General features: G+C 61.7%; 16 protein-coding genes. 9 read left to right on the top strand and 7 right to left on the bottom strand.

The window, feature by feature from the left end:
• The first annotated feature begins 207 nt into the window (after window positions 1-207).
• Both APH25_RS17395 and APH25_RS17390 read left to right on the top strand, forming a co-directional pair.
• Window positions 208-1098 carry a formate/nitrite transporter family protein gene (locus APH25_RS17395; protein ID WP_060482795.1) on the top strand — a complete coding sequence of 297 codons (891 nt, stop codon included), beginning with the start codon at window positions 208-210 and terminating at the stop codon, window positions 1096-1098.
• 246 nt (window positions 1099-1344) lie between these two features.
• On the top strand, window positions 1345-2442 hold the full coding sequence (locus APH25_RS17390) for a diguanylate cyclase (protein ID WP_060482794.1): 1098 nt from the start codon (window positions 1345-1347) through the stop codon (window positions 2440-2442).
• On the opposite strand, the gene APH25_RS17385 is transcribed toward APH25_RS17390, so the two are convergent.
• The 5 genes from APH25_RS17385 to APH25_RS17370 all read right to left on the bottom strand — a co-directional run bounded on the left by APH25_RS17385 (window position 2423) and on the right by APH25_RS17370 (window position 4483).
• Window positions 2423-2773, bottom strand: coding sequence for a DUF2025 family protein (locus tag APH25_RS17385; RefSeq protein WP_060482793.1), 351 nt, complete (start codon window positions 2771-2773; stop codon window positions 2423-2425). The genes APH25_RS17390 and APH25_RS17385 overlap by 20 nt on opposite strands.
• A gap of 140 nt (window positions 2774-2913) precedes the next feature.
• The gene (gene ccoM / locus APH25_RS26110; protein WP_028633197.1) at window positions 2914-3030 is read right to left on the bottom strand and encodes a cytochrome c oxidase subunit CcoM; all 117 of its coding nucleotides are present in this window, start codon (window positions 3028-3030) and stop codon (window positions 2914-2916) included.
• 143 nt (window positions 3031-3173) lie between these two features.
• Window positions 3174-3332: a hypothetical protein gene (locus tag APH25_RS25725; protein WP_169338811.1), complete on the bottom strand. Its 159-nt coding sequence runs from the start codon at window positions 3330-3332 to the stop codon at window positions 3174-3176.
• A 66-nt stretch (window positions 3333-3398) separates the two neighbouring features.
• Entirely contained in the window at window positions 3399-3728 is a 330-nt protein-coding gene (locus APH25_RS17375) for a hypothetical protein (protein WP_060482792.1), read from the bottom strand.
• Between the two features lie 62 nt (window positions 3729-3790).
• Window positions 3791-4483 (bottom strand): M949_RS01915 family surface polysaccharide biosynthesis protein, encoded by a 693-nt coding sequence (locus tag APH25_RS17370; RefSeq protein WP_028633199.1) that lies wholly within the window; start codon window positions 4481-4483, stop codon window positions 3791-3793.
• A 161-nt stretch (window positions 4484-4644) separates the two neighbouring features.
• Here APH25_RS17370 and rapA point away from each other — a divergent pair, with 161 nt between their 5' ends.
• Both rapA and APH25_RS17360 read left to right on the top strand, forming a co-directional pair.
• Window positions 4645-7491 (top strand): RNA polymerase-associated protein RapA, encoded by a 2847-nt coding sequence (gene rapA, locus APH25_RS17365; RefSeq protein ID WP_060482791.1) that lies wholly within the window; start codon window positions 4645-4647, stop codon window positions 7489-7491.
• A gap of 202 nt (window positions 7492-7693) precedes the next feature.
• Complete coding sequence (locus tag APH25_RS17360; protein WP_060482790.1) at window positions 7694-9958, top strand: bifunctional diguanylate cyclase/phosphodiesterase; 2265 nt, start codon at window positions 7694-7696, stop codon at window positions 9956-9958.
• On the opposite strand, the gene APH25_RS17355 is transcribed toward APH25_RS17360, so the two are convergent.
• Window positions 9858-10745 (bottom strand): NAD(P)-dependent oxidoreductase, encoded by an 888-nt coding sequence (locus APH25_RS17355; protein ID WP_060482789.1) that lies wholly within the window; start codon window positions 10743-10745, stop codon window positions 9858-9860. The two genes, APH25_RS17360 and APH25_RS17355, sit on opposite strands and share 101 nt — an antisense overlap.
• Window positions 10746-10933: 188 nt before the next feature.
• Window positions 10934-11245 (bottom strand): DUF2288 domain-containing protein, encoded by a 312-nt coding sequence (locus APH25_RS17350; RefSeq protein WP_060482788.1) that lies wholly within the window; start codon window positions 11243-11245, stop codon window positions 10934-10936.
• Window positions 11246-11602: 357 nt separating this feature from the next.
• Between APH25_RS17350 and APH25_RS17345 the strand changes: the two genes are divergently transcribed.
• The 5 genes from APH25_RS17345 (at window position 11603) to APH25_RS17325 (ending at window position 16547) form a co-directional block, all read left to right on the top strand.
• Window positions 11603-12718, top strand: coding sequence for a branched-chain amino acid ABC transporter substrate-binding protein (locus APH25_RS17345; protein WP_028633203.1), 1116 nt, complete (start codon window positions 11603-11605; stop codon window positions 12716-12718).
• Between the two features lie 186 nt (window positions 12719-12904).
• Entirely contained in the window at window positions 12905-13828 is a 924-nt protein-coding gene (livH, locus tag APH25_RS17340; protein WP_028633204.1) for a high-affinity branched-chain amino acid ABC transporter permease LivH, read from the top strand.
• A complete protein-coding gene (locus APH25_RS17335) occupies window positions 13825-15081 on the top strand; it encodes a high-affinity branched-chain amino acid ABC transporter permease LivM (protein ID WP_028633205.1) in 1257 nt (418 codons plus the stop codon). Before livH ends, APH25_RS17335 begins: the two co-directional genes overlap by 4 nt.
• Window positions 15078-15845, top strand: a complete 768-nt coding sequence (livG, locus tag APH25_RS17330) for a high-affinity branched-chain amino acid ABC transporter ATP-binding protein LivG (protein WP_060482787.1) — start codon at window positions 15078-15080, stop codon at window positions 15843-15845. Before APH25_RS17335 ends, livG begins: the two co-directional genes overlap by 4 nt.
• Entirely contained in the window at window positions 15846-16547 is a 702-nt protein-coding gene (locus APH25_RS17325; protein ID WP_028633207.1) for an ABC transporter ATP-binding protein, read from the top strand. It begins immediately after the preceding gene.
• Window positions 16548-16555: the final 8 nt, after the last annotated feature.

Here is a 16555-nt window from a genome sequence, read left to right as displayed (position 1 = left end):
CAAAAGCTTCCAGAGAAGCTATCAAACTCAACAACACCTGACTCGCCCCGAAGCGTTGATCGCTGCGAGGTGGCGAATAATACGCGGTTTAAATTGGGAGTCAACACCTTGATCTGAAAAAACTTTTGCAGTGCCCGGGCACTTGCGCGGCAACTAAATGAGGGCCCGGTGGATCTGTAGAGAAACCCACCACGGAGCGTAGCGGCGATGAGCGACGCGCACAGCGATAAAACCCCGGGCTTGTCTGCGGATGAACAGCAGGAAGTCAGCGTAAACCAGCCGCCCAGGGCGGCGGTGCTGCACGAAACCATACGCCTTCAGGGCGACCAGGAGCTGGAACGGACCTTGGCTGCGCTTTGGTGGTCTGCCCTGGCAGCCGGGTTGTCCATGGGCTTGTCGCTGATGGCCATGGGGCTGCTGTATTCCCGCCTACCCGACGGCGAAAGCGCCCAGGTCATTGCAAGCATCGGTTACAGCGCCGGGTTCCTGGCCGTCATCCTGGCGCGGCAGCAGTTGTTCACCGAAAACACCCTTACCGCCGTCCTGCCGGTAATGACCACGCCCACCCTGGCGAACTTCGGTCGCCTGCTGCGCCTGTGGGGGGTGGTACTGGTGGGCAACCTCGCCGGCACGCTGCTGGTGGCATGGGTAATGCTGGAGCTGCCGATCTTCGACACCAAGACCGACCTTGCCTTCCTGGAGGTGGGGCACAAGGTGATGGAGAACGACATCGGCCAGATGTTCGCCAAGGGCATTGTGTCGGGCTGGATGATCGCCACCATGGTATGGATGATCCCCTCCATGGAAAATGCCAAGATCTGGATCATCCTGCTTATTACCTACCTGATGGCCCTAGGCGACTTCACCCACATCGTGGTGGGTTCGGTGGAGGTGTCCTACCTGGTGTGGGCCGGTGAAGAAACCTGGAGCAGCTTCTGGCTCCATTTTGCACTGCCTACATTGGCAGGCAACATCATAGGTGGCAGTTTTATCTTCGCCCTCATCAGCCACGCGCAAGTACGCAGCGACAGCGGCAAGCCGCCGTCGAAACTGCTCGAGGACGAAAAAGCGTCAGAACAGGACCGCGCCACTCACTAGCGCTGACCATCGCCCACCTGGCCCTGCCCCACATCAGGACCAGGTGGCCCCCCTCCTCCCGAATCCCCCGCGCCCCAAACCCTTGCACTTGGCAGCCGTTGCCGACAGCCCAGCCCTGCACCGCCCGGCCAGTGATCGCATCAACCTTGAATTGGCCTGTAAGGCCAGTGTTCGGAGGCGAGACACTGTTTCACAATATTCATGCGATTTATGCGATAAACGGTTACCTGACAGGGATTCCACAGCATGAACACACGCTCCGGCAAGGGCCTTTCATTCGCCAAGCGCATCTACCTGCCGCGTGTTTTTGGCATGGGCATCGGCTTATTGTGTGTGATGGCAGGCACGGCGCCGCTCTCGCCCCCTCCCTGGGTGTGGGCTTTCATGCTGTTCAATGGCCTGGTATGGCCCCACCTTGCCTACCAGTGGGCTGCACGCTCCGAGGCGCCGTACCAGGCAGAACAGCGCAACCTTGTGCTCGACTCGCTGATGGGCGGGTTCTGGGCCGCAGCCATGCATTTCAACCCACTGCCGACAGTTACCGTGCTGTCGATGATGACCATGAACAACGTGTCGGCCGGCGGGAAACGCCTGGTGTTGCGCGGCGCACTGGCGCAATTGGGCGGCATGGCCGTTGCTGTACTGTTGCTCGGCCCCGGGCTGGAGCTTGAGGCCACCACGCTGCAAGTCTACGCCAGCCTGCCCATGCTCACCCTCTATCCAATGGCGCTGGGCTGGGTCTGCTATCAGTTGGCAATCAAGCTTGCCGAGCACAAGCGAAGGCTTGGCGCGCTGAGCCTTACCGACAGCCTGACCGGGCTGCTCAACCATGGCGCCTGGAAGGACCTGCTGATGCTGAATTTTCAGAAATGCAGGAAACACCGCAGCGACGCAGTCATTGCACTGATCGACATCGACCACTTCAAGGCAATCAACGATACCTTTGGCCACGTCATCGGCGACTGCGTACTGCGTCAATTGAGCGCCGAGCTGCGTCGCACCCTGCGCGAAGGCGACCAGGCCGGGCGTTACGGGGGCGATGAGTTCTGCGTGATCCTGCCAGACACCAGCGAGGCGCAGGCCTGCCAGGCGATGGAACGCTTGCGCGAGCGGGTTGGCAGCTACCGCAACCCGCAGCTGCCCACCCTGCGCATCAGCCTCAGCATTGGCCTGTGCCCGTTCGGCGCCCACCTTGATACCTCCGACACCTGGCTGGAACAGGCAGACCGGGCGCTGTACACGGCCAAAGGCGCCGGCCGCGATCAAGTCATGGTCGCGCACCGGTTGCATGCCGGCACGCAAGGGCTGCACGAAATGCCAGACCTCATGTCCCTTGCCCGCTGACCTGGGCAGCCACCTGCAACTTGCGCTCAGCCACAATCTCGGGCAGGTCACTGCGGCGCAGGTAGGCCCGTAGTGGCTCACTGATATTCAGGCGGTCATCCACATGCTGCGCCAACAGCAGGGCAAGCCGTTCACGGCAAAGCGCCATGCGCTGCCCCTGCTCGTGGCGCCAGATGAACTCGTTGCACGGCGTGATACTGGCGTCGGCGACATCCATGCCGAACGAATCCTCGGAAAAGCGCACAATGTGGCAGCCGCGCTTGCCATGGAACCCGACAAAACCCTTGAGCTGTTCGGCAGCGCTGCAGATGTCCTGCGATGTGATGGCCATCACCTAACCTCCCGATGAAGTTGAAAGACACGTACGCCAAGCGACGCTGAGCGCGCGCTCTTGAATACAAAGCGTCAAGGCAAAAAAAATGGGCGACCGAAGTCGCCCTAAATGCCTTGCGTGCTCGTGTACCTGAAAGGTCAGCGCCCTTTGCGCTTGTTCGAGTCCTTCCAGATGAAAATGCCCAGACCGGCAAAGAAAGCCACCATCAACCCAACCGTTACCACGCCTGCGATAACCACGTTGTCGAAGAACATGCTGGCCTCCATTCGTGTGCCGTTGTCCGATGGGGCTAAGTTAACCAATCTGCGGGCGGGGAAAATTGACCGGTGTCAATGGGTATGGAGGGTGCCCGGGGGCGGGCACACGAGGCGGGCGCAGGCTTGACCTGCGTCAAGTTTCAGCGCTTCTTGGGCTTGCGCTTGGGCTTCTTCTTGGAGGCATTCAACGGCAAGGCCTGCTCGAACGCGTTGCGCATCTCGTTCAGGCGCTTTTCTTTGAGGTCATGCACGCGCTTGGCGCGCTCGGCATCGAAATCGATGAGGTTGTCTTGGCTCATGCTCGGGCTCGACGATCTACGGAGATTGCATGATGACGCCAGGGGCAGGCGCTGACCAGCCCTGCCTCAGACTTCGATATCAACCAGCAGGCCCTGACGCACGGGCTCCCCCATCAACGGTGCTACAGGCACCGTGTTGTCGGCATTGACCTCGTCACCCGGCAGCGCACTGAAACGCTGCTGATCGCCCTGACGCTGGCGCTGTTGCTGCCGGCGCTGCTCTTCACGCAGCAGCAGCTCCTGCTCCTGGGGGTCGCGCTGCTGCTTGAGATCGATGGCGCTTTCGCCGGAAGCCGGCTGCGCCGGCACCACCGGCTTGATATCCGGGGTAGGTTTTACCGGGTCCTGTTGCGAGGTCACCGGTACGGCACTGAGCGGGATGATCGGTGGCAGCATGGACGTTCTCCTATGCTCCTGTATCGGCAGGCGCGAATTGACCTTGATGTCATGGACAACAATTATTCGGCTTCGTCATCCGGGTCGTCGTCGGCTGGGGGGCTGACTTCGCTCCAAGGCCGCTTGTACACCTGCTGCCACACCGCATCCATATGGGCTCGAACCTGCGCCGATGCGGCCTTGAGCGAAGCGCTGTCCACGCGTTCGCCGCCTATCGGCTCCTCGCCGGCCGGGGTAATCAGCGACTGCCCGGTGATGGTGTACACGGCCTGCCCCTCGCGCATCTCGATGGCGATGTCATGGGGGTCGATCCCCCCGCCGCAGTATGCATGGCTGGCGACGGTCACTTCGGCAACGCCATCGCCATTGAGGTCGCCGACATCGCTGACGTCGGCGTAGAAGTCCACATCCAGGTCGAGGCCTGGGCAGGTGGTTTCCTGTTCGATCTGCCAGCGGGGCTTGAATGCCTCGCGCTCTGCACTGCGCCCGTACAGGGTGGCTTTCAGCACCACCTTGTCCACTTCCTGTTCGCTGTCCGGGTCGCTGGCCTGGCCATCGCTGCGGCTCAGCACCAGCAAGCCTTCGCCATCACGGTCGCGAAAGTGCACGCTCTTGATCGGCGCCTGCACCCCCAACACCTCCAACTGCTCGACGGGGATGGCAGGCAGTGTCTCGAAGTTCTTCTGCTGGCACGCGGCCAACAACAGGCAGCCAGCCACCAGGCCAGTGCTTGTCCAGTGATGCTTGGCAGACATGTTGATGAACGACCCTCGAGCAGCACGGCATGAGGCGATGAAACGGCTAGAATGACGCATTTGCCATCACCGTTCGGCGCCAGAAGGTGCACTCGGCACTTTGGTCTGGCCGGCCGATCCGTTAACATAATCGGCTTTTTCATCGCGGGAGTTCAGGCAGTATGGCGCAGCAGTATCAACCGGGGCAACGCTGGATCAGCGACAGCGAAGCAGAGCTCGGCCTGGGTACCATCCTGGCGCAGGATGGCCGCCTCTTGACCGTGCTCTACCCGGCCACTGGCGATACCCGTCAGTACTCCCTGCGCAACGCGCCGCTGACCCGCGTGCGCTTTTCTCCGGGCGACCAGATCACCCATTTCGAAGGCTGGAAGCTGACCGTTCGGGAAGTCGAGGACATCGACGGCCTGATGGTCTACCACGGCCTGGACGGCCAGAACCAGCCGCGGACGCTGCCAGAAACCCAGCTGTCCAACTTCATCCAGTTCCGCCTGGCCAGCGACCGCCTGTTCGCCGGGCAGATCGACCCGCTGCCCTGGTTCAGCCTGCGCTACAACACGCTGCACCACACCAGCAAGCAGATGCAGTCAGCGTTGTGGGGCCTGGGCGGTTGCCGCGCGCAACCGATTGCGCACCAATTGCACATTGCCCGCGAGGTCGCCGACCGCAGCGCCCCTCGGGTTCTGCTGGCCGACGAAGTGGGCCTGGGTAAAACCATCGAGGCCGGCCTGGTGATTCATCGCCAGTTGCTGTCTGGCCGTGCCAGCCGCGTGCTCATCCTGGTGCCGGAAAACCTCCAGCACCAGTGGCTGGTGGAAATGCGCCGCCGCTTCAACCTGCAAGTCGCCCTGTTCGATGCCGAGCGCTTCATTGAAAGCGATGCCAGCAACCCCTTCGAGGACGCGCAGCTGGCATTGGTTGCCCTGGAATGGCTGGTGGAAGATGAAAAGGCCCAGGACGCGATGTTCGCTGCCGGTTGGGACCTGATGGTAGTCGACGAGGCTCACCACCTGGTCTGGCACGAAGAACAGGCCAGTGCCGAATATGCCTTGGTCGAACAACTGTCCCAGGTGATCCCGGGTGTGTTGCTGCTCACCGCCACGCCGGAACAGCTGGGCCAGGACAGCCACTTTGCCCGCCTGCGCCTGCTGGACCCTGACCGCTTCCATGACCTGGCCGCCTTCCGCGCCGAAAGCGAGCACTATCGGCCCGTGGCCGAGGCCGTTCAGGAATTGCTGGACGAAGGCCGCCTGTCGCCCAAGGCCCATGCCACCATCCAGGGCTTTCTCGGGGCCGAAGGCGAAGCGTTGCTGGCTGCCGTCAGCGATGGCGACACCCAGGCCAGCGCCCGCCTGATCCGCGAACTGCTGGACCGCCACGGCACCGGTCGCGTCCTGTTCCGCAACACCCGTGCGGCAATCCAGGGCTTCCCGGAGCGGCAGTTGCATGCCTACCCGCTGCCCGCCCCAGAACAGTACGGCAACCTGCCGGTCGGCGAGCACGCCGAGCTGTACCCCGAAGTGGCCTTCCAGGCCCAGGGAGAGGTGGCAGACGATGAGCGCTGGTGGCGCTTCGACCCGCGGGTCGACTGGCTGATCGACACCCTGAAAATGCTCAAGCGCACCAAGGTGCTGGTGATCTGCGCCCACGCCGAAACCGCGATGGACCTGGAAGATGCCCTGCGCGTGCGCTCTGGCATACCGGCATCGGTGTTCCACGAAGGCATGAGTATCCTTGAGCGTGACCGCGCCGCTGCGTACTTCGCCGACGAAGAGTTCGGCGCCCAGGTGCTGGTATGTTCGGAAATCGGCAGCGAGGGGCGCAACTTCCAGTTCGCCCATCACCTGGTGATGTTCGACCTGCCAGCGCACCCTGACTTGCTGGAGCAGCGCATCGGGCGCCTGGACCGGATCGGCCAGAAGCACACCATCGAGCTGCATATTCCCTACCTGCAGGGCACGCCGCAGGAGCGCCTGTTCCAGTGGTACCACGAAGGCCTCAATGCCTTCCTCAACACCTGCCCCACTGGCAACGCCCTGCAACACCAGTTTGGCCCGCGCCTGTTGCCGTTGCTGCAAGGCCAGGACAACAAGCCCTGGGATGCCCTGGTGGCAGAAGCGAGCACAGAACGCCAGCGCCTGGAAGCCGAGCTGCACACCGGGCGTGACCGCCTGCTGGAACTCAACTCCGGGGGTGCCGGCGAAGGCGAAGCACTGGTCGAAGCAATTCTGGAACAGGACGACCAGTTCGCCCTGCCTATCTACATGGAAACCTTGTTCGATGCGTTCGGCATCGACAGCGAAGACCATTCCGAAAATGCACTGATTCTCAAGCCGAGCGAAAAAATGCTCGACGCCAGCTTCCCGCTGGGGGACGACGAGGGTGTCACCATCACCTACGACCGCGCCCAGGCCCTGTCGCGCGAAGACATGCAGTTTCTTACCTGGGAGCACCCGATGGTACAGGGCGGCATGGACCTGGTGCTGTCCGGCTCGATGGGCAACACCGCCGTGGCGCTGATCAAGAACAAGGCCCTCAAGCCCGGCACGGTGTTGCTCGAACTGCTGTTCGTCAGCGAGGTGGTGGCTCCGCGCAGCCTGCAGTTGGGCCGCTACCTGCCACCCGCCGCCCTGCGCTGCCTGCTGGACGCCAATGGCAACGACCTGGCCACCCGCGTGGCCTTCGAAACCCTGAACGATCAGCTCGAGAGCGTGCCGCGCGCCAGCGCCAACAAGTTCGTGCAAGCGCAACGTGACGTACTGGCCAAACGCATCAGCAGCGGCGAAGAGAAAGTGCTACCCAGCCACGTTGAGCGCGTAGCCGAAGCCCAACGCCGTCTGGCGGCTGAGGCAGATGAGGAACTGGCGCGCCTGGTAGCACTGCAGGCGGTCAACCCGAGCGTGCGCGAAAGCGAAGTCGAAGCCCTTCGCAAGCAACGGGAACAAGGCCTGGCCATGCTGGAAAAGGCGGCCTTGCGTCTTGAGGCAATTCGCGTACTGGTAGCCGGCTAGCCTAAGTTGAAACAGGAGCGGCCCGTGGCTGGCCGCTCCTGAACCTTTCCATACCCCGCATATTCCCCCGTGCTATACCTCCGATATCCAAATCGTTGTAGTCAATGTGCCATTACTCGATGATGGCCTGAGCCCCGTTCCCTATACTCCTCGGATGGTCTGCACCGATCGTGCGTGCGGATACACGATAACGGGGCGTTCCATGGAGTGGATTGAGCTAAGACTGTTTGCTGACCTTCCCGCCACTGGCCATGTGGTGATGGACTGCCGACACGAACCCGTTCTGGTGCTACTGGCTTACCTGGTGGCCTGGGCCGGCTGCTTTGCCACCCTGGACATGGCCGAACGCCAGTGCAGCAGCGAAAACACCGCAGCCTATCGACGCTGGGCGTTACTGGGCGCCTGTTGCCTGGCAGGCGGCATCTGGGCCATGCACTTCATCAGCATGCTCGCCTTCCAGGTGCCGCTGGAAGTTCATTACGACGTGACACTCACCGCGCTTTCGTTGCTGATTGCGCTGATAGTTGCCTGCTGGGCAATGTACAGTTTTGGCCGGCACCAAATGCACACCCGGCACTACGTGCAGAGCGCAGCGCTGATCGGCCTGGGCATCGTGATCATGCATTTTGTAGGCATGGCGGCCATGCAAACCGGCGCTGTTCAGTATTACCGCACCGACTTGCTGCTGGTATGCGCCGTGATCGCATTGTTCACAAGCCTGTCGGCCTTGTGGCTGGCCCGCTACTTCCGCAAAGGCAGCGGCAGGCTGCACCAGTCGATGAAATACGCTGCCAGCCTGGTGATGGCGGGGGGCATCGTTGCTACCCATTTCACCGCCATGTCGGCCATGACACTGGTGATCCCAACGGACATGGCAATCCGCCTGCCGTCTGCTGACAACAGCCTGCAACTGGGGCTGGGCGTGGGCTTCATTACCCTGCTGATCAGCGGCGCCAGCATCAGTGCGGCGCTGGCTGACAAAAAGCTGCAGAGCAAGGAGCATGACCTGCGCCGGGTCAGTGTGCTACTTGGCCAACTGGACCAGGCCCGCGCCTCCCTGCAACAGGCTGCGCACTACGACGCACTGACCAGCTTGGTCAACCGACGAGGCTTCAACCAGGTCTTTGCCGAGCGCCTTGCCGAGCATCAGGCTTGCGAAGGCCGCATGGCGGTCATGTGCCTGGATGTCGACCATTTCAAACGTATCAATGACAGCTTAGGTCACCCGGCCGGCGACCGGTTGCTGACCGTGATCGCCAGCCACATCAAGGCCGCCACCCGTAGCCAGGACCTGGTCGCGCGCCTGGGGGGCGACGAGTTCTGCGTGGTCACCAGTCTGAGCGGGCGCGAGGAGGCACAACACCTGGCACAGCGTATCCTGCAGCGCATGAAGGACCCCATCGACCTCGGTGGCCGGCGCATGGTGATGACCACCAGCATTGGCATCAGCCTGTTTCCAGACGATGGCACCAGCGCCGAAGAACTGATGAAAAATGCCGACCTGGCCCTTTACCAGTGCAAGGCCAATGGCCGCAACGGCTGGCATTTTTTCGACGACAGCCTCAAGACCCAGGCCACCCTCGCGCTGCAGCTGGAAGAGGAACTGCGCCTGGCGTTGCTCGAAGAGCGCGGGCTGACTGTGCACTACCAACCCATTTTTGATGCCCGTACTGGCCTGGTGGCCAAACTTGAAGCCCTGGTTCGCTGGCAACACCCGCAACACGGGTGGCTGGGGCCTGACCGTTTCATCGGCATTGCCGAAACCAACGGCCTGATCATCGACCTGGACCTGTGGGTGCTGCGCCGTGCCTGCACCGACCTTGCCCTGCTGCAGCGCCAGGGGGTTAGTGGCTTCAAGGTCACGGTCAACTGCTCGGCCGTGACCCTCAGCCACGATGCCCTGCCCAATGAAGTGGAGCGGGTGCTGGCCGAAACAGGCCTTGCTGCCACACTGCTCGAGCTGGAAGTAACTGAAAACGCCCTGATGGGCGACATGCAGCGCACCGTCAACGTGCTCAAGTGTATACGCGCACTGGGCGTGACGCTTTCCATTGACGACTTCGGCACCGGCTACTCGTCATTGGCCTACCTCAAGCGCCTGCCGCTGGATGTGCTGAAGATCGACCGAACATTCCTGCAAGACGTACCGCACAGCCTCAAAGATTGCCAGATCGTCCAGGCGATTATCGCGATGGCCCACACCCTGCACCTGCAGGTGGTAAGCGAGGGGGTGGAAAAGGCCGAACAGCAGGCGTTTCTACAGGATCACGGCTGTGACTGCCTGCAGGGTTACCTGCTCGGCCGGCCGGCTGCACTGGCCGAGCTGCGCCCGCTGTTGCTACGCCTGCGCCCACCGGCGGTGACCCTTACGGCTTGCTCCGGTACTGCTCCACCAAGGTCGACGGATCCTGGTCCAGAAAACCCTGGCTTGCGTGCAGGCGCATCAACTGCGCGGCGAGGCCACTGATCGGGGTTGCAGCGCCCTGCTCGCGGGACAGCTTCACCGCGTTGTCCAGGTCCTTGAGCAATGTGCGAACGTGCCATTTAACCGGTTGGTAGGTGCTCGCTGCCATCTGCGGGGCGAGTATCTGCAGCGGCTTGGAGTCGGCGAAACCACCCGCCAGTGCTTCAGCCAATAACCGGGTATCAACACCTGAACGTTCAGCCAGAGCAATTACCTCGGCAATCACCAGGGCGTTGCAGGCCACGATCATCTGGTTGCAGGCCTTGGTGACCTGCCCAGCCCCCACTGCGCCCATATGCGTGACCCGCTGCCCCAATACCTGCAGCACCGGCTGGGCGCGGTGCAGGTCGTGCACGTCACCGCCCACCATGATCGCCAACGTACCGGCTTCGGCACCAGGGGTGCCGCCGGATACGGGGGCATCCAGCCAGGCCATGCCGCACAGCGCTGCCAGCTCGGCAGCCATCTCACGCGTGGCACCGGGTTCCAGGCTGGAAAGGTCGATCAGCAACTGGCCACTGCGCCCGCCCAGCGCGATACCGGCCTCGCCAAACACCACCTCGCGTACCACCGTGGTGTCCGCCAGGCACAGCAGTACCATATCGGCATCACGGCTCAGCTCGGCAGGGCTGGCGGCGCGCCGTGCCCCGGCGGCGACCAGCGCGTCGCACTTGTCGGGGCTGCGGTTCCACACCGTCAACGGGTACCCGGCAGCCAGCAGGCGCCGGCACATGGGCAGCCCCATCAAACCGATACCGGCAAAGGCCAACGAGGGAAGATCAGTGCTCATCATGACTCCTGGCAGTGGCTTACATCTCGGCAGCCTATCTCGAATGCCCAATCCCGGGCCAGCCACCGCCGCTTTACGCATGCCGTAAACTGTTACCGCCACGCCGAATTGTTACTTACCTCTACCCACCTTGAGCATAAACGAGCACTGCAACGGTGCGACTGCGAATTTGCGCGCACCAAAAACGATCACGCGTACGCTGCGCCTTTGACCTGTATCACGATGAACGGCGACACCACCACCGCCCAGATCTCTGGGTCGCGGGTTTGCAGGTCAAGCGCTTGGTCGGCAGAGACTGGCCCCACAGTGCCATCACTGCGCCATTTGGCGAACAGATCGCTGCGGTTTTCAGCCATTGCTTCGGCCACAGCGATCAGGTCGAGAGCAGGGTCGACCCAAATCAGGTCACCCTTGGCCCAGAAGCGCTCCAGCGCTTTCCACTCAATGATTGCCGTCTCACCCAGCAATTTGGCATAGAGGGTGCTTGTTTCATCCGTCATGGGTGGTATCCGCAAAAATAGCCAATAACAAAGGCCGGCATTTTTGCAGAAAAACCCGGTTTCAAATATGCAATTTGGTCGATTGGCCCCGCATGGGTGGGGCCTGGCTGCAGAATCAGGCTTTTTAATGGCGCCTTTCTGTACTTTTGTGTCAACCAAGCGACAACCCGCGAAATAGGCACTTTTCGACCGCTTTTCAAGCGCTCGGGCAGCGCTCTACACTGTACCGGTACAGTTCCGGGACATGTTCCGGGGAAGGTGGGCTTGCGCGTTGGCATGACCGCGCCGCAAATCCCGCCCGGTCTGTAGCCCTGGCCGCCAGGACTATAAGAATTACAACAGAATGAGTGGAGCACTATGATCAAGATTTCCAAGCTGTTCGCCGCAATGGTTCTGGCCGGGGTAGCCAGCCATTCGTTTGCCGCCGATACCATCAAGATCGGGATCGCCGGGCCCAAGACTGGCCCTGTGACCCAGTACGGCGACATGCAGTTCATCGGCGCCAAGCAGGCCATCAAGGACATCAACGCTGCAGGCGGTGTCGACGGCAAGATGCTCGAAGCCAAGGAATACGACGATGCGTGCGACCCTAAACAGGCCGTGGCGGTCGCCAACCGTGTGGTAAACGATGGTGTCAAGTTCGTCATCGGCCACCTGTGCTCCAGCTCTACCCAGCCAGCCTCCGACGTTTATGAAGACGAAGGCATCATCATGATCACCCCGGCCGCAACGTCGCCGGAAATTACCGCTCGCGGTTACAAGATGATTTTCCGCACCATCGGCCTGGACAGCGCTCAGGGCCCGGCGGCAGGCAACTACATCGCCGACCACGTCAAGCCCAAGGTCGTGGCCGTGCTGCACGACAAACAGCAATACGGTGAAGGCATCGCCACTGCGGTCAAGCAAACCCTGGAAGGCAAAGGCGTCAAAGTTGCCGTGTTTGAGGGCCTGAACGCCGGTGACAAGGACTTCTCGTCCATCATCCAGAAACTCAAGCAGAACAATGTCGACTTCGTCTACTACGGTGGCTACCACCCAGAGCTGGGCCTGATCCTGCGCCAAGCGCAGGAAAAAGGCCTGAAAGCCAAGTTCATGGGCCCGGAAGGCGTGGGCAACGACTCCATCTCGCAGATCGCCCAGAATGCCTCCGAAGGCCTGCTGGTCACCCTGCCGAAGTCGTTCGACGCCGACCCGGAGAACAAGAAGATCGTCGACGCCATCAAGGCTGACGGCAAAGACCCAAGCGGCCCGTTCGTGTTCCCGTCCTACTCCGCAGTTGAGCTGATCGCCCAGGGCATCAAGAAAGCCGGCTCCGAAGATACCGACAAGGTGGCAGCCGCCATCCACGCCGGTACCTTCAAGACCCCGACTGGCGAGCTGTCCTACGACGCCAAAGGCGACCTCAAAGACTTCAAGTTCGTGGTCTACGAATGGCACTTCGGCAAACCGAAGACCGAAGTCTCCCCTCAGTAACACGCGTGACTAATAGCTGACCGTAGAAGCCCACTGTGCGAGCAGTGGGCTTTGTTTTACGAGGTTCATGGGCCCGCCCCCGCGATCCGGGGGCGGGCTCACCTGAAAATCTTAAAACCGTCACCCGCGGTTTCCTGGCCATACCCCGGCCAGCGAAATGCAAATCAGGTTTTTAGGAGCGCTGTAATGCCTGAGATCTACCATTTCTTCCAACAACTGGTTAATGGATTGACCATCGGCAGCACCTATGCCTTGATCGCCATCGGCTACACGATGGTGTACGGCATCATTGGCATGATCAACTTCGCCCACGGCGAGGTTTACATGATTGGTTCCTACGTGGCCTTCATGGCCCTGGCGGGCCTGGCCATGATGGGTATCCATTCGCTGCCGATCCTGATGACCGTGGCCTTCGTCGCGACGATCTGCGTCACCAGTGCCTATGGCTACAGCATCGAACGGGTTGCCTACCGCCCATTGCGCAACAGCAACCGGCTGATCCCGCTGATTTCTGCCATCGGTATGTCGATTTTCCTGCAGAACACCGTGTTGCTTTCGCAAGACTCCAAGGACAAGTCCATCCCCAACCTGATCCCCGGCAGCTTCTCGTTCGGGCCAGGGGGCGCGGAAGAAGTCCTGGTGTCCTACATGCAGATCCTGGTGTTCGTGGTTACCCTCGTGGCCATGACCTGCCTGACCCTGTTCATCTCCCGTTCCCGCCTGGGCCGCGCCTGCCGCGCCTGTGCCGAGGACATCAAGATGGCCAACTTGCTGGGCATCAACACCAACAACATCATCGCCCTCACCTTCGTCATTGGCGCCGCCCTGGCCGCCGTGGCGGCTGTACTGCTGAGCATGCAGTATGGGGTGATCAACCCCAACGCCGGTTTCCTGGTGGGCCTGAAGGCCTTCACGGCAGCGGTACTGGGCGGCATCGGCAGCATTCCGGGCGCCATGCTCGGTGGGCTGGTGCTGGGTGTGGCCGAAGCGTTCGGCGCCGACATCTTCGGCGACCAATACAAGGACGTGGTTGCGTTCGGCCTGTTGGTTCTTGTCCTGTTGTTCCGGCCGACCGGCATTCTGGGCCGCCCGGAGGTTGAAAAAGTATGAGCAGAAATCTCAAACAGGCGTTCTTCAGCGCCTTGCTGGTGTGGGCCGTGGCCTTCCCGGTACTGGGCCTGAAACTGAGCATCGACGGCATCAGCCTGGCCGTGCACAGCCAGGGCTCGTTCACCCTCACCATCATTGCCGTGTGTTCGGTGCTGATGTTCCTACGGGTGCTGTTCGACAAGCAGTGGAGCTCGGTGATGGGCCGCCGCTCGGATCGCAAGCTGATCCCGCCGGCCGTCAGCAACTACCTGACGCTGCCCAAGACCCAACGTTGGGTGATCATGGGCCTGATCGTGGCTGCGCTGGTGTGGCCCTTCTTCGGCTCCCGCGGTGCGGTGGACATCGCCACGCTCATCCTCATCTACGTGTTGCTGGGCCTGGGCCTGAACATCGTGGTGGGCCTTGCCGGGCTGCTCGACCTGGGGTATGTCGGCTTCTATGCCGTAGGCGCCTACACCTATGCCATGCTGTCGCACTACATGGGCTGGGGCTTCTGGGTATGCCTGCCGATCGCCGGCCTGATGGCCGCCACGTTCGGTTTCCTGCTCGGTTTCCCGGTGCTGCGCCTGCGCGGTGACTACCTGGCGATCGTGACCCTGGGCTTTGGCGAGATCATCCGCCTGTTCCTGCGTAACCTCACCGACTGGACAGGCGGCCCCAACGGCATCAGCAACATCCCCAAACCCGAGTTCTTCGGTTTGACCTTCGAACGCCGCGCGGCTGAAGGCATGCAGACCTTCCACGAATTCTTCGGGTTGCAATACAACTCCATCAACAAGGTGATCTTCCTGTACCTGGTGGCGCTGTTGCTTGCCTTGCTGGCACTGTTCGTCATCAACCGCCTGCTGCGCATGCCCATCGGCCGTGCGTGGGAAGCGCTGCGCGAAGACGAGATTGCCTGCCGCGCACTGGGGCTCAACCCAACCGTGATCAAACTCTCGGCCTTCACCCTGGGCGCCTGCTTCGCGGGCTTTGCCGGCAGCTTCTTCGCCGCCCGCCAAGGCCTGGTCACCCCGGAGTCCTTCACCTTCATCGAGTCGGCGATCATCCTCGCCATCGTGGTGCTGGGCGGCATGGGCTCGCAACTGGGTGTGATCCTGGCGGCCATCGTGATGATCCTGCTGCCCGAGCTGATGCGTGAGTTCAGTGAGTACCGCATGCTGATGTTCGGTGCCCTGATGGTGTTGATGATGATCTGGCGTCCGCAAGGCTTGCTGCCGATGCAACGCCCCCACATGGAGCTGCGTCGATGAGCCGCGAAATTCTGCAAGTCAGCGGCCTGAGCATGCGCTTCGGCGGCTTGTTGGCGGTGAACGGCGTAGCCCTGACCGTCAAAGAAAAACAAGTGGTGGCGCTGATCGGCCCGAACGGTGCCGGCAAGACCACGGTATTCAACTGCCTCACCGGTTTCTACCGGCCCAGTGGCGGTAGCATCCTGCTCGACGGCCAGCCGATCCAGGGCCTTGCCGGTCACCTGATCGCCCGCAGGGGCGTGGTGCGCACGTTCCAGAACGTGCGCCTGTTCAAGGAAATGACCGCGCTGGAAAACCTGCTGATTGCCCAGCACCGGCACTTGAACACCAACTTTTTTGCGGGGTTGTTCAAAACGCCGGGCTTCCGTCGCAGCGAAAAGGAAGCCATGGAGCGCGCGCAGTATTGGCTGGAGAAGGTCAACCTGACCGAGTTCGCCAACCGTACCGCCGGCACCCTCGCCTATGGCCAGCAACGCCGCCTGGAAATCGCCCGCTGCATGATGACCCGCCCGCGCATCATCATGCTCGACGAACCGGCCGCGGGGCTCAACCCCAAGGAAACCGAAGACCTCAAAGCGCTGATCGCCTACCTGCGCGAGTCGCACAACGTGACCGTGCTGTTGATCGAGCACGACATGAAGCTGGTGATGAGCATCTCCGACCATATCGTGGTGATCAACCAGGGCACCCCCCTGGCCCACGGCACCCCCCAGGAAATCCGCGACAACCCTGAAGTGATCAAAGCCTACCTGGGGGAAGCGTAAATGCTGAAGTTTGAAAACGTCTCCACCTTCTACGGCAAGATCCAGGCCCTGCACAGCGTGAACGTAGAGATCAACCAGGGCGAAATCGTGACCTTGATCGGCGCCAACGGCGCCGGCAAGTCGACCCTGTTGATGACCCTCTGCGGCTCGCCCCAGGCGCACAGCGGCAGCATCAAGTACCTGGGAGAGGAACTGGTGGGTCAGCCCTCTTCGCAGATCATGCGCAAGAGCATTGCGGTGGTGCCGGAAGGCCGCCGCGTGTTCGCGCGCCTGACTGTCGAGGAAAACCTGGCGATGGGCGGCTTTTTCACCGACAAGGGCGACTACCAGGCGCAACTGGACAAGGTGCTGCAGCTGTTTCCGCGCCTGAAAGAACGCTACACCCAACGCGGTGGCACCATGTCCGGTGGCGAGCAGCAAATGCTGGCCATTGGCAGGGCCTTGATGAGCAAGCCCAAGCTGTTGTTGCTGGACGAACCCTCGCTGGGCCTGGCACCGATCATCATCCAGCAGATTTTCGACATCATCGAACAGTTGCGCCGCGATGGCGTCACCGTGTTCCTGGTGGAGCAGAACGCCAACCAGGCGCTGAAGATCGCTGACCGCGCCTATGTGCTGGAAAACGGCCGGGTGGTGATGCAAGGCACCGGCGAAGGCCTGTTGACCGACCCGAAAGTGCGCGACGCCTACCTGGGCGGTTGATTAAACGT

The sequence above is a fragment of the Pseudomonas sp. NBRC 111119 genome, from assembly GCF_001320125.1.
GTDB classification, from domain to species: Bacteria; Pseudomonadota; Gammaproteobacteria; order Pseudomonadales; family Pseudomonadaceae; genus Aquipseudomonas; species Aquipseudomonas parafulva.
This window is presented reverse-complemented; position numbering and strand designations above follow the sequence as displayed.

What these genes read in the sequence shown, in the direction of transcription:
- APH25_RS17360 (WP_060482790.1), top strand. Translation starts at nt 7,694, where the DNA reads ATGGAGTGGATTGAGCTAAGACTGTTTGCTGACCTTCCCGCCACTGGC.
- livG (WP_060482787.1), top strand. Translation starts at nt 15,078, where the DNA reads ATGAGCCGCGAAATTCTGCAAGTCAGCGGCCTGAGCATGCGCTTCGGC.
- APH25_RS25725 (WP_169338811.1), bottom strand. Translation starts at nt 3,332, where the DNA reads ATGAGCCAAGACAACCTCATCGATTTCGATGCCGAGCGCGCCAAGCGC.
- APH25_RS17370 (WP_028633199.1), bottom strand. Translation starts at nt 4,483, where the DNA reads ATGTCTGCCAAGCATCACTGGACAAGCACTGGCCTGGTGGCTGGCTGC.
- APH25_RS17375 (WP_060482792.1), bottom strand. Translation starts at nt 3,728, where the DNA reads ATGCTGCCACCGATCATCCCGCTCAGTGCCGTACCGGTGACCTCGCAA.
- rapA (WP_060482791.1), top strand. Translation starts at nt 4,645, where the DNA reads ATGGCGCAGCAGTATCAACCGGGGCAACGCTGGATCAGCGACAGCGAA.
- ccoM (WP_028633197.1), bottom strand. Translation starts at nt 3,030, where the DNA reads ATGTTCTTCGACAACGTGGTTATCGCAGGCGTGGTAACGGTTGGGTTG.
- livH (WP_028633204.1), top strand. Translation starts at nt 12,905, where the DNA reads ATGCCTGAGATCTACCATTTCTTCCAACAACTGGTTAATGGATTGACC.
- APH25_RS17335 (WP_028633205.1), top strand. Translation starts at nt 13,825, where the DNA reads ATGAGCAGAAATCTCAAACAGGCGTTCTTCAGCGCCTTGCTGGTGTGG.
- APH25_RS17390 (WP_060482794.1), top strand. Translation starts at nt 1,345, where the DNA reads ATGAACACACGCTCCGGCAAGGGCCTTTCATTCGCCAAGCGCATCTAC.
- APH25_RS17325 (WP_028633207.1), top strand. Translation starts at nt 15,846, where the DNA reads ATGCTGAAGTTTGAAAACGTCTCCACCTTCTACGGCAAGATCCAGGCC.
- APH25_RS17345 (WP_028633203.1), top strand. Translation starts at nt 11,603, where the DNA reads ATGATCAAGATTTCCAAGCTGTTCGCCGCAATGGTTCTGGCCGGGGTA.
- APH25_RS17355 (WP_060482789.1), bottom strand. Translation starts at nt 10,745, where the DNA reads ATGAGCACTGATCTTCCCTCGTTGGCCTTTGCCGGTATCGGTTTGATG.
- APH25_RS17395 (WP_060482795.1), top strand. Translation starts at nt 208, where the DNA reads ATGAGCGACGCGCACAGCGATAAAACCCCGGGCTTGTCTGCGGATGAA.
- APH25_RS17350 (WP_060482788.1), bottom strand. Translation starts at nt 11,245, where the DNA reads ATGACGGATGAAACAAGCACCCTCTATGCCAAATTGCTGGGTGAGACG.
- APH25_RS17385 (WP_060482793.1), bottom strand. Translation starts at nt 2,773, where the DNA reads ATGGCCATCACATCGCAGGACATCTGCAGCGCTGCCGAACAGCTCAAG.